Genomic DNA, 11,577 nt, shown 5'->3' with positions numbered 1-11,577 from the left:
TCAGTTAATGGATATTAAAGCGTATCAGTTGGCCGCCACCAACGCCCCCAGACGCGCCATGACCTGATCCAGCTCTGCCGTCCAGGGGTGGCCGTAGTTCAGCCGCAGGCAATGACGGAAGTCCCGGGTGGCGGAAAACATTGGCCCGGGTGCCAGGCTGATACCCGCTTCAGCCGCCCGCTGAAACAGCGTCAGGGTATCCACCTGCCCCGGCAATTCCAGCCACAGAAAATACCCACCAGCAGGCCGGGTAAAACGCACGTCAGCTGGGAAATGCCGGTCGATCGCGGCGAACATCTGATGCTTCTGGGATTCCAGGCGAGCCCTCAAACTACGAAGATGGCGATCGTAGCCGCCGAATTCCAGGTAGTCCGCGATGGCCGCCTGGGCCGGAACCGACGCCGACAGGGTGGTCATCAACTTGAGCCGCTGGATCGCCTCCGCATAGCGGCCGGCTGCCACCCAGCCCACCCGGTAACCGGGGGCCAGGCACTTGGAGAAGGAACTGCAATGCATGACCAGGCCATCGCGATCGAAGGCCTTGGTTGTCACCGGTGCCTGACTGCCGTAATACAGTTCGCCATAAACGTCGTCTTCCACCAGTGGCACCTGATGGCGATGCAGCAGCTCAACCAGTTCCCGCTTGCGCTCGGCAGACAGCGACACCCCGGTAGGATTCTGGAAGTTTGTCATGAACCAGCACGCCCGGATGTCGTGATGCTCCAGTGCCCGCGCCAAGGCGTCCAGATCAATGCCATTACGAGGATCCACCGGGATGGGCACCGCCTGCAATTTCAGTCGTTCCAGCACCTGAAGGCAGGCGTAGAACGCCGGCGCCTCAATCGCGACCAGATCGCCAGGTTCGGTGACCGCCTGCAGGCAGAGGTTTAATGCTTCGAGCGCCCCGTCGGTCACCAGAATATCTTCCACCGGAACAGACACACCACCAATGCCATAGCGCACCGCAATCTGCCGCCGCAGGTTGAGATTTCCCGGGGCCAGATCAGCCACCACCGAGTCCAGATCCATCAACCGGGTTGCCTTCGCCATGGAACGGGCCAATCGCTGCATCGGGAACAGACCGGGCCCGGGAAACGCCGAGCCCAGCGGGGCCTGTTTCGACTCCCGCATGGCCTTCAATACAGAGAACACCAGTTCACTGACGGCGACCGACGTTGACCCGGCATCTTCCGGAGCCTGTGGCACCTCGGGCAAGGCGTGCTCACTCAGGCTGGTGACAAAATAGCCAGACTGTGGGCGGGCGTGGATCAGGCCCAGATTCTCGAGGTGGTAATACGCCCGGAAAACCGTGGACGGACTGACCTTGTAGGTACGGCTGGCCATCCGCACCGAGGGAATCCGCTGTCCCGGCTGTAATGATCCTGAGCGGATCAGTCCGGCAATACTCTGGGCCAGCTGTTCATACCGTTTCATCAACACTCCCGGACGTAACGACCACAACCAGGCCGGTTCCATAGCAGCTGCGGCAGCGCTCACCGAGCTGATGTCTGTTCATTGGTTCCCTTCGAATGGCCAGCGTCTGCAGCACAACACCTCTGACGTGACATTACATGCGCACGCTAACCATTGCCGATGGCACAGGACATTTTGGGCCCGGGCTATTATCCTTGGCGGTTACCGATTCCCGCACTGAAGGCCCTGTCACACATGCAAAGCTACTGGCCCGAATTCCTAACCGTTGCCATCGTTCACCTGCTGGCGGTTGCCAGCCCCGGCCCCGATTTTGCCGTGATGGTCCGTCAGGCCCTGTGTCAGAGCCGTCGCAATGCCCTGATCACGGCATTGGGCATCGGTGCTGGCATTCTGGTTCACGTCACCTATTCCCTGCTGGGCATCGGCCTGATTATCCAGCAGTCACTGGTGTTGTTCAGCATACTCAAGGTCGTGGGCGCGCTTTATCTGACCTGGATCGCCATCCAATGCCTGCGCTCCAAAGGCGGCAGTATTCACGTCGATACCAGCACCACGCTCCGGCAATCCAGCTTAGCGGCCTTCCGGCTGGGCTTTCTGACCAATGCCCTTAACCCCAAGGCGACCCTGTTTTTCGTGTCGCTCTTTTCGGTTTTGATCAGCCCGCAGACCCCTATTGCCATCCAGACCGGTTACGGCCTGTACATCGCCGTAGCCACCGGGCTCTGGTTCACCCTGGTCGCGGTGTTCTTTGCCCAGCCCCGGGTTCGCCGGGCCTTTAGCCGCTTTGGCCATTGGCTGGACCGGATGATGGGGGGCATCCTGCTGCTGTTGGCGGGGCAATTGCTGTTTTCGACGGTGACTGGCTCTGCGGAACCCGCCACAGAATAATTCACTCCGACGTACGGCCGCCCGCTTGCGGCCACCGCTTCAAAGCGACCGCAGCAACGCTTCTGTCTGTTCCCAGCCGAGACACGGATCGGTGATCGAACAGCCATAGACCAGTTCGTCGCCGTCATTCTGGCGACCGGGCGCCAGGAAACTCTCCACCATCAGGCCGCGGATGTTGTGGTTGCCCGCGGCCTTCTGCGCCATCACCTCGCGGGCAATATCCAGCTGCCGCTCAGCCTGCTTGCAGGCATTATCGTGACTGCAGTCCACCATCACCGCGGCAGACAGGCCGGCACCGGTGAGAGCTTCAACGGCCTCACGGATACTGCCGGCGTCGTAGTTGGTGATGCCGCGGCCGCCACGCAGCACAATATGGGTATCCACATTGCCCGCCGTGGTGATCATCGCCGGCACTCCCTGCTCGCTGATCCCCAGACGGTGATGGGTGTGGGCTGCGGATTTCATCGCATTGATCGCCACCCCCAGACCGCCGTCGGTGCCGTTCTTGAAACCCACCGGCATCGGCAGACCGCTGACCAGCTCGCGGTGTATCTGGGATTCGGTCGTACGGGCGCCAATGGCGGTCCAGCTCACCAGGTCCGCCAGGTAATCCATGGCCAGCGGACTCAGGGCTTCCGTGGCGATGGGCAGCCCCAAGCGGGCAAGATTCAGCAGCAGGCGGCGGGAACGTACCAACCCCTGATTCAGATCACCGCGCCCCGTGCGTTCCGGGTCGTACAGCAGGCCTTTCCAGCCCACGGTGGTGCGCGGCTTTTCCAGGTAGGCTCTCACCACAATCAGGAAACGGTCGCTGAGCTGATCCGCCAAGACCGCCAGCTTCTCACCGTATTCCAGCGCCGCCACTTCGTCGTGGACCGAGCAGGGCCCGATCACCAGCAGGGTACGCGGGTCTTCGCCCCTGAGCACCCGGCGAATGGCTGCACGGTGGCGTTCAATCTGTTCAGCCAGAGCTACGGGCACCGGCAACTCTGCCCGTAACTGAATGGGCGTCGGCAGAATCATTGCGTTGTCCTCTCCGGACAGTGCCGGTGTTGGCTGAGCAGCCCCTGAGGCGGTTTCAAGGGTGTCGATGTTCAGCGGCATATTCATGGTCAGTGTTCCCGTTTCCCTGTATCAGAATCAAAAAAGCCCCGGCTGGGCTACCAGTCGGGGCTTCTCGAGTCCGGTGGCAGCCTGGGTTTCTGCCGGGCTGCCTTCCTCGTTATTCGGTCGATGAAGATGCTATGGGCGGCCCGGGCTCTGGCTAAAATAAAAGCCATAACCAAACCACCAGAAAAACACAGCAGCAACCGCAGTCATCCGTTCTGGGATGGCTGACAAAACATTCAATTGACAGGTCGCGTGTGTCGTCTTCATGCTGAACACTATATAACCCGGGTTTCTGCCATTGCAACCCGTTTGTATGAATTCCTGGAGAACGACGAAAAACACCATGGCCTTCCTGCAACGATCCCTGGCGCTGCTGTGCGCACTGCTGCTGTCCCTCCCCCTGCTGGCGGAAACCCAGTCCTGGACTCTGAACAACCGGGCAGCCGGTGAAGTCGCCAGCCAGCTTCGCCAGCTTTACCCAAATGACCAGGCCGCCATTACCACCCAGAACCAGACCCTGATCATCCGTGGCGAAGCGACCATTCTCCAGGAAATCGACCAACTCATCGACACCATGGACGTGGCTCCGGTGCAATTCCGCATCACGGTTCGCAGTCATGGTCAGGACAACGGCGTGCGGCAGGGTGCTGACGTCACCCTCTCTGACGGCTCGGTCAGCCTGAGCGGAGAGCGCCGGGTGACCTCAACCCAACGGGTCAGCGAACGGTCACTGATCATTCTCGATGGCCAGTCGGCCCATATTCATTCCGGTCAGATCCGCGCGGTGCCGGTGGCGGTCCAGGGCGGCTTCAACCCTGCCGCTCTTTACCAGCAAGTGCGTATCCGCAGTGGCTTTATTGTTAACCCGCGGCTTATTTCCGCCCGCCAGGTTGAGCTCAACGTCATGGCCTTTGACAACACCCCGGAAGAAAACCAGCCCGGCTTTGAAACCCAGGCGGTGATGACGTCCCGCCGCGTTGCCCCTGGTTCATGGGTTGAACTTGGCAGCACCAGCCAGAGCCTGCAGGACAACGAAACAGGTCTGGTCTATGAAGTCGGTCACCACCGGTTGGAGAACCAGCGTTACGAAGTGCAGGTTGAAATCCTGTGAGCGCTCTGGCCCCTAGTGATGGCGCGCCAGTAGCACGACCTTGGCCTCATTGACCTTGGCCGCCAGGTAATCGTTACCACCACGATCCGGGTGCAGTTTCTGCATCAGCCGGCGATGGGCCATTATGACCTCATCGCGGGAGCAGCTTTCATCAACACCAAGCACCTCGCAGGCCTCCCGGACGGTCATCGTCGCGGATGACGCGGCCTGCTCCCGACGCCCCGCACCGCGTTTCTCCTGCTCCTGCTGGCGCTGATGCTGATAGCGACTGAGCGAGGGCAGATAGCGCAACAGCGCTGGCAGTTTTTTCAGCAGTGGCAGCAGGCCGGCAATCGCTGCAGTGATGACATGGATTCGGCCGGTCAGTACCAGCACAAGCAGCACTCCGGCAAAGCCGATCAATACCAGTTTCCAGCCGTTGCGCTTGCGTTGCTCCGCAGACATCGCCCCCCACTGCTTCAGCCCCCAGAACACCAGTACGGTGAGCGCTATCCCCAAGATCCAATGCATACCGTCGCTCGTCTGTCTGTCACACCTGCAGCCAGGTGCCTTGAGTTACTGCCTGGATCTGCGGCTGGCACAGCGGCAGATCACCATTTTTCGTATACGTAATAACACTGTGCCCCCCGTGACAACCACAAAGCATAATGTGTAGGATCCTATAGTTTGGGCAAAGTGTCGGAATTTCACCCCCGAGGAGCCTCGCACAGTAACAGATTTTTCAAGTGCGTTTCCTACAGTTTGGTGAAGTCACCGCAGAGCTCCATTCCCTAAAAATGATAACCGGATTAAGCGCAGCAGCGGTGCCCTTTGAGCAGCCCTGCTGCCGAACAGATGGAAACGTAACCCAGGGTCCAAACCATGCGTACAGCCTCCCGATTCTTGATCGTCCTCATTCTTCTTGGCGCCGTACTCGGCGGCCTTTTTGGCTATAAGTTCTATCAATTTGGCCAGATGCAGGCGATGTTTTCCCAGCCAAGACCGCCAGCGATCATCTCCGCAACCACTGCCCGCACCGATGCCTGGACACCCTCCAGCAAAGCCGTGGGCAGCGTGATCGCCGTCAACGGTATCGATATCGCCAATGAAGTGGCCGGCGTGGTCGAGAGTATCCATTTTGAATCCGGTGACCAGGTTGAAAAAGGCGATATTCTGGTGCGCATGAACGCTGACATCGATCAGGCGGCCCTGCGTACCCGCCGCGCCGAAGCCAGCCTGGCGGCCCAGGAGTTCAAGCGGGTGTCAGACCTGCTGCCCCGGCGCGCAGTTTCCCAGTCCCAGTTTGACGAAGCCAAAGCCAACTACGATGCCGCCCAGGCGCGCGTGGTCGAAGCCGAGGCCACCCTCAGCAAGAAGGTGATCCGGGCGCCGTTCAGCGGAACCCTTGGCCTGCGGATGGTAGACCAGGGCCAATACCTGGCCACCGGTACCTCGATTGTTGAAATCAACATGCTGGACCCGATCTACGTGGATTACACCCTGTCCGAGCAGGACCTGCCATTGGTTGATATCGGCTATGACGTCGGCGTCACCGTCGCCGCCCTGCCTCAGCACGTATTCTCCGGCCAAGTCAGCGCCATCAATACCTCGGTCAACCCGGAAACCCGTACGGTGCGTATTCGGGCCACCCTGGCCAACCCTGATGGCCAGCTCAAACCGGGTATGTTCGCCACCATCCAGACCCGTCAGCCGAACGACGTCGAGATGGTGACCGTGCCGCTGACCGCCGTCTCCTACAACACCTATGGTGACTTTGTCTTCGTGATTGAGGCAAACGATGATGACCAGCTGGTCGTTAGCCGCCGAACCGTCATGACCGGCGAGACCCGCGGCGACCGGGTGGCTGTCGAAAGCGGCCTTGCTGACGGCGAGCAGGTGGTTGCCAAGGGCCTTCTCCGCCTGCGCGCCGGTCAGACCGTTGCCATTCAGGACGAACAGGCCGTCAGCGATGCGAGCGACACTCCGGCAGAGGCAGCTGAATAATGAAATTCACTGACATATTCATACAGCGTCCGGTGCTGGCGACGGTGGTCAGCCTACTGATCCTGCTGCTGGGCACGCGGGCCGCAATGGAAATGGAAATCCGCCAGTACCCGAAACTGGAGAACACCACCGTCACAGTGACGACGGTTTACCCGGGCGCCAGCTCGGATCTGGTCAAGGGCTTCATCACCAACCCGCTGCAACAGGCCATTGCCGAAGCCAGCGGAATCGACTACATGACCTCCACCAGCTCTCAGGGTGTGTCGACCATTCAGGCCAAAATGGAGCTGAACTACGACGCCAATGCCGCGCTGGCTGAAATCCAGGCCAAGGTGGCCAGTCAACGCAATGTGCTGCCATCCGAAGCCCAGGACCCGGTCATAACCTCAACCACCGGTGACTCCACGGCGCTGATGTACATCGCCTTTTACAGCTCCGAACTGGCGGTTCCTCAGATCACCGATTACCTGGCGCGGGTGGTCCAGCCCAAGTTGCAGGCCTTACCCGGAGTCGGCAAGGCCGAGTTGCTGGGGCGTAAGTTTGCCCTGCGGGTCTGGCTCGATCCGGAGCGCTTGTCCGCCATCGACATGACCCCGCAGGAAGTGGTCGACATCCTCCGCCGGAACAACTATCAGGCCGGGGTAGGCAATACCGAAGGCCGCTACACCAAGATCAGCATGACCAGCGACACCGATGTCGCCGATCCGGAACAGTTCAAGGATCTGGTGATCCGGGAATCCGGTGGCACCCTGATCCGCTTGCGGGACATTGCCCGGGTGGAGCTGGGCTCCGAGTCCTACGACACGCTGGCGCTTTATAAGGGGCAACCGGCCACTTATGTTGCGATTGAACTGTCCCCCGGCGCTAACCCGCTGACGGTGGCCGAGGCGGTCAAAGGCCTGCTGCCGGACATTGAGCAGCAGCTGCCGTCGGGACTGGATGTGCGCCTGGCCTACGACGCCTCTGATTTCATCGACGATTCCATCAACGAGGTGATCCAGACCCTGCTGGAAGCGCTGGTGATCGTGCTGGTCATTGTATTCCTGACCCTGGGCTCCCTGCGGGCGGCCGTGGTTCCCTCAGTCGCTGTGCCGCTGTCACTGGTGGGCGGCGCCTTCATCATGCTGGCGATGGGTTTCTCCCTGAATCTGCTGACGTTGCTGTCGATGGTACTGGCCATCGGGCTGGTGGTGGATGACGCCATCATTATGGTGGAGAACGTCCACCGCCATATCGAAGCGGGCGAAACCCGCTTCAACGCCGCCATCAATGGTGCACGGGAAATGGCCGTACCGATCATTGCCATGACCACCACCCTGGTGGCGGTCTATGCCCCCATCGGCTTCATGGGGGGGCTCACCGGCGCACTGTTTACCGAGTTTGCCTTCACCCTGGCCGGAACGGTCATCATCTCCGGCATTGTCGCCCTGACCCTGTCACCCATGATGGCCGGCAAGGTACTCAAGCCCCACGGCAATCCGGGTAAGTTTGAGGTGTTGGTGGAGCGCACCTTTGGCGGCCTTGCCAACGGCTACAAGCGGGCGCTGTCGTCGGTACTGGAAACCATACCGGTGGTCATTTTCTTCGGCCTGGTGGTAGTCGCCTCCATCTACCTGATGGCCATGATGAGCCAGAGCGAACTGGCGCCGACTGAAGACCAGGGCATCCTGTTCTACCAGGGCCTGGGGCCCCAGACCTCAAACCTGGATTACCTGCAGGAGCACGGTGACGAGGTCCAGCAGCGGATGTCGACCGTTCCGGGCTACAACGAGGACTTCATGATCATCGGCATCACCGGCCCCAATGCCGTGTTCGGTGGTTTCAAGATGGCTCCCTGGAGCGAACGGGATATATCCCAGTTTGAGGTCCAGCCACTGCTGCAACAGGAACTGAGTAACGTGACCGGTCTGCAGACAGCCGTCTTCCCACGGCCCTCACTGCCGGGCTCCGACGGCCTGCCGTTCCAGTTTGTCATCACGACCGGTGAGGATTACAACCAGCTCGACGATGTGGCCAACGAACTTCTGGGCCGCGCAATGCAGAGCGGCAATTTCATGTTCCTGCAAAAGTCGATCAACTTCGACCGGCCCGTCACGAACATTCACGTTGACCGTGACCGGGTCGCCGACCTCGGGCTGTCCATGCAGGATGTGGGACAGGCGCTGTCGAGCATGCTTGGCGGTGGTTACATCAACTGGTTCAGCATGCAGGAACGCTCCTACCAGGTCATTCCCCAGGTGGCCAGGGACTTCCGCATCAGCGCCGACGCCCTGGATAGCTATTACATTCGCGCCGATAACGGCGAGCTGGTCCCTCTGGGCAGCGTGATCAGTTTTGATCGCAGTGTGGAGCCATCCCAGCGTACCCAGTTCAATCAGCTGAACTCGCTGACCCTGCAAGGGGTGGTCATGCCCGGCGTAACGTCCGGGGACGCCATGGCGTTCATGGAAGAGGCCGCAGCAGACGTGCTGCCACCGGGCTTCGACTATGACTACACCGGTGAGAGCCGGCAGTTGGCCACCGAAGGCAGCGCCCTCATGGTGACCCTGTTCCTGGCCCTGCTGGTCATCTATCTGGTGCTGGCGGCGCAATTCGAGAGCTGGCGTGACCCGCTGATCATCCTGGTGTCGGTGCCCATGTCGATTGCCGGCGCGATGGCGTTCATCTTCCTGGGCTTTACCACCATCAACATCTACACCCAGGTGGGCCTGATCACCCTGATCGGGGTGGTGGCGAAGAACGGGATCCTGATTGTGGAGTTCGCCAACCAGCTCCAGCAGGAACGTGGCCTGAACAAGCGCCAGGCGGTGATCGAGGCAGCGTCCATTCGCCTGCGCCCGATCATCATGACGTCCCTGGCCCTGATCGTCGCCATGGTACCGCTGCTGATTGCCACCGGCGCCGGCGCCCAGAGCCGCTTCGCCATTGGCATCACCATCACCACCGGACTCGGTATCGGCACCCTGTTCACCCTGTTCGTCTTGCCAGCGGTGTACATTCTTCTGGCTCGCGAGCACCACGATGTGACGGAGCCCGGCATTCAACAGCCAACAACCTCCGGCGCTTACTGAAGCCGGTGTCAGGGGGACAGATTTCAAATCTGTCCCCCTTTTTGATTCTCGCCGTTTATACTCAAGTGGTCTCCAGTAACGGATCGGCTGTACCCCCCACTCAACAACCGCAACTAACTGACATGACTCTTGGTAATATTTTCTGGCTCTTCGTCTTTGGCTTCGTCGTCTGGTATTGGTGGCGGGCCAAAGCCATCAAGGATTCGGTGCTGACGGCCGCGAAACGGTACTGTGGGACCATGGACGTCATGCTGCTGGATGATGCGGTCTACCTGCGGGGACTGTGGTTCAAACGTGACCGCCAGGGCCGGATCCGGGTCTGGCGCCGCTTTCTGTTCGACTTCACCACCACCGGCGAAGAACGCTACACCGGCCGGGTCATCATGCTGGGCCAGCGTATCGAGCACATGGAGCTGGAGCCGCACCGGTTCAGCGATTACCACTAGCGCCCGGCAACCGCTGGCTGCCGCTACATTTGCTTACATCACTGAAACATGATTGTCATAAAACTGTCGCATTCTGGGGGCCCTTCACTTTTGCCTTAACGATTAAGGAGCCTCAATGCCGCGACTGCTTCGTACTTTGGCCGTGCTGATTCTGGCCGCTCAGACCTTGCCCGCCTGGTCCCAGTCTTACGATATGGAAATCCATGGATCCAACACCATTGGTGCGGCCCTGGGTCCGATGCTTATTGAGGGCTTTCTGGAACAGCGCACCGGAGGCACCACCTCAAGCCGGGCCGGCAGCGAGGAAAATGAGCGAGTACTGAGCGCGCGTGGAAATGGTACCGCCATCGACGTTCGCGTGGCTGCCCATGGTTCAAGCACCGGTTTCAGAGCCCTCGCAGACGGCCGTGCCGACATCTGGGCCTCATCACGTCCGGCCAAATCATCAGAAATCGACGCCATGGCGGACACGGCAGATCTCAACAGCATCGACAGCGAGCATGTGATCGCCATCGATGGTCTCGCCATCCTGGTTCACAACAGCAACCCCCTTGAGCGCATCAGTATTGATGACCTGGGTAAGGTCTTTGCCGGTCAGATCAGCAACTGGTCCGCTCTTGGTGGCCCGGACCGCCCGATCAACCTGTATGCCCGGGACGACAAGTCCGGTACCTGGGACACCTTCAAGTCCCTGGTGCTTGGTCGCAGCTATACCCTGGCCAGATCGGCCTTCCGTTACGAATCCAATGACCAGCTCTCCGATGACGTCGCCCGCGATCCCGGCGCCATTGGTTTCACCGGTCTTGCTTCGGTGCGTAACGCCCGGCTGCTGGCGGTCTCCGATGGCGATGCCCCGGCGCTCAAACCCAACCAGCTGACCGTGGCCAGTGAGGACTACCCCCTGGCCCGGAGACTGTTCCTGTACACTCGCGGCAACAACAACCCGGCCCTGGTCAACGAGTTCATCGAGTTCGCCCAGAGCCCTGCCGGCCAGGACCTCGTGGCCCAATCAGGCTTTATCTCCCAGAACCCGATTGCCATGGAACCCGACTACGACGCCGCGGTTCCGGCAACGTTCAGGGTACTGACCGAGAATTACCGCCGCCTCAGCGTCAATTTCCGTTTCTCCGAGGGCCGCTCCCGCCTCGACAACAAGGCCCAGCGCGATCTGAAGCGCATTGTCGACTATCTGGAACGGGAAAACCGGGGTGCCGACGACGTGCTGCTGATCGGCTTCGCCGACCAGCAAAGCAATGAACTGAGGGCCCAGATGATCTCCGAGTTGCGCGCCCTCTCGGTGAGCCGTGCCCTGCGCGAAGCCGGTGCACCGGTCCGCGCCTACACCGGCTATGGCCATTACATGCCGGTGGGCAGTGCCGGCGGTCACAGCGGTGAACAACGCAACGGCCGGGTTGAGGTGTGGGTGCGCAAGCACTGATCCGGCCTGCTGGCCGGGGGCTGCCCAGCCCCCGGTTTACCCATCCCCGTCCCTCTCGGCAATTGCCTATTACAGCTCCGAGCCCTGTGTTTCCTA

At 60.5% G+C, this 11,577-nt stretch carries 9 protein-coding genes; 6 read left to right on the top strand and 3 right to left on the bottom strand.

Going from position 1 to position 11,577, the window contains the following annotated elements:
• Positions 1–24: 24 nt before the first annotated feature.
• Entirely contained in the window at positions 25–1,434 is a 1,410-nt protein-coding gene (locus BLV11_RS00970) for an aminotransferase-like domain-containing protein (protein WP_091811075.1), read from the bottom strand.
• Between the two features lie 234 nt (positions 1,435–1,668).
• Between BLV11_RS00970 and BLV11_RS00965 the strand changes: the two genes are divergently transcribed.
• Positions 1,669–2,322, top strand: a complete 654-nt coding sequence (locus tag BLV11_RS00965; protein ID WP_091811355.1) for a LysE family translocator — start codon at positions 1,669–1,671, stop codon at positions 2,320–2,322.
• A gap of 39 nt (positions 2,323–2,361) precedes the next feature.
• Here the strand turns inward: BLV11_RS00965 and BLV11_RS00960 are convergent, their stop codons facing one another.
• Positions 2,362–3,432, bottom strand: coding sequence for a 3-deoxy-7-phosphoheptulonate synthase (locus BLV11_RS00960; protein ID WP_091811074.1), 1,071 nt, complete (start codon positions 3,430–3,432; stop codon positions 2,362–2,364).
• Positions 3,433–3,775: 343 nt separating this feature from the next.
• Here BLV11_RS00960 and BLV11_RS00950 point away from each other — a divergent pair, with 343 nt between their 5' ends.
• On the top strand, positions 3,776–4,543 hold the full coding sequence (locus BLV11_RS00950; RefSeq protein WP_091811072.1) for a secretin: 768 nt from the start codon (positions 3,776–3,778) through the stop codon (positions 4,541–4,543).
• A gap of 12 nt (positions 4,544–4,555) precedes the next feature.
• Here the strand turns inward: BLV11_RS00950 and BLV11_RS00945 are convergent, their stop codons facing one another.
• Positions 4,556–5,053, bottom strand: coding sequence for a J domain-containing protein (locus BLV11_RS00945; protein WP_091811071.1), 498 nt, complete (start codon positions 5,051–5,053; stop codon positions 4,556–4,558).
• A 351-nt stretch (positions 5,054–5,404) separates the two neighbouring features.
• Here BLV11_RS00945 and BLV11_RS00940 point away from each other — a divergent pair, with 351 nt between their 5' ends.
• From BLV11_RS00940 to BLV11_RS00925, 4 genes are all read left to right on the top strand, one after another.
• On the top strand, positions 5,405–6,526 hold the full coding sequence (locus tag BLV11_RS00940) for an efflux RND transporter periplasmic adaptor subunit (RefSeq protein WP_091811070.1): 1,122 nt from the start codon (positions 5,405–5,407) through the stop codon (positions 6,524–6,526).
• On the top strand, positions 6,526–9,597 hold the full coding sequence (locus tag BLV11_RS00935) for an efflux RND transporter permease subunit (RefSeq protein WP_091811069.1): 3,072 nt from the start codon (positions 6,526–6,528) through the stop codon (positions 9,595–9,597). Before BLV11_RS00940 ends, BLV11_RS00935 begins: the two co-directional genes overlap by 1 nt.
• Positions 9,598–9,719: 122 nt before the next feature.
• Positions 9,720–10,043 (top strand): DUF3301 domain-containing protein, encoded by a 324-nt coding sequence (locus BLV11_RS00930; protein ID WP_091811068.1) that lies wholly within the window; start codon positions 9,720–9,722, stop codon positions 10,041–10,043.
• A gap of 115 nt (positions 10,044–10,158) precedes the next feature.
• Positions 10,159–11,481, top strand: a complete 1,323-nt coding sequence (locus BLV11_RS00925; RefSeq protein WP_245725870.1) for a substrate-binding domain-containing protein — start codon at positions 10,159–10,161, stop codon at positions 11,479–11,481.
• Positions 11,482–11,577: the final 96 nt, after the last annotated feature.

It is taken from the genome of Marinobacter mobilis (genome assembly GCF_900106945.1).
GTDB classification, from domain to species: Bacteria; Pseudomonadota; Gammaproteobacteria; order Pseudomonadales; family Oleiphilaceae; genus Marinobacter; species Marinobacter mobilis.
This window is presented reverse-complemented; position numbering and strand designations above follow the sequence as displayed.

Bases quoted from the DNA above. Each gene is read 5' to 3' on its own strand.
- BLV11_RS00960 (WP_091811074.1), bottom strand. From the start codon at position 3,432: ATGAATATGCCGCTGAACATCGACACCCTTGAAACCGCCTCAGGGGCT.
- BLV11_RS00925 (WP_245725870.1), top strand. From the start codon at position 10,159: ATGCCGCGACTGCTTCGTACTTTGGCCGTGCTGATTCTGGCCGCTCAG.
- BLV11_RS00945 (WP_091811071.1), bottom strand. From the start codon at position 5,053: ATGCATTGGATCTTGGGGATAGCGCTCACCGTACTGGTGTTCTGGGGG.
- BLV11_RS00950 (WP_091811072.1), top strand. From the start codon at position 3,776: ATGGCCTTCCTGCAACGATCCCTGGCGCTGCTGTGCGCACTGCTGCTG.
- BLV11_RS00930 (WP_091811068.1), top strand. From the start codon at position 9,720: ATGACTCTTGGTAATATTTTCTGGCTCTTCGTCTTTGGCTTCGTCGTC.
- BLV11_RS00935 (WP_091811069.1), top strand. From the start codon at position 6,526: ATGAAATTCACTGACATATTCATACAGCGTCCGGTGCTGGCGACGGTG.
- BLV11_RS00940 (WP_091811070.1), top strand. From the start codon at position 5,405: ATGCGTACAGCCTCCCGATTCTTGATCGTCCTCATTCTTCTTGGCGCC.
- BLV11_RS00970 (WP_091811075.1), bottom strand. From the start codon at position 1,434: ATGAAACGGTATGAACAGCTGGCCCAGAGTATTGCCGGACTGATCCGC.
- BLV11_RS00965 (WP_091811355.1), top strand. From the start codon at position 1,669: ATGCAAAGCTACTGGCCCGAATTCCTAACCGTTGCCATCGTTCACCTG.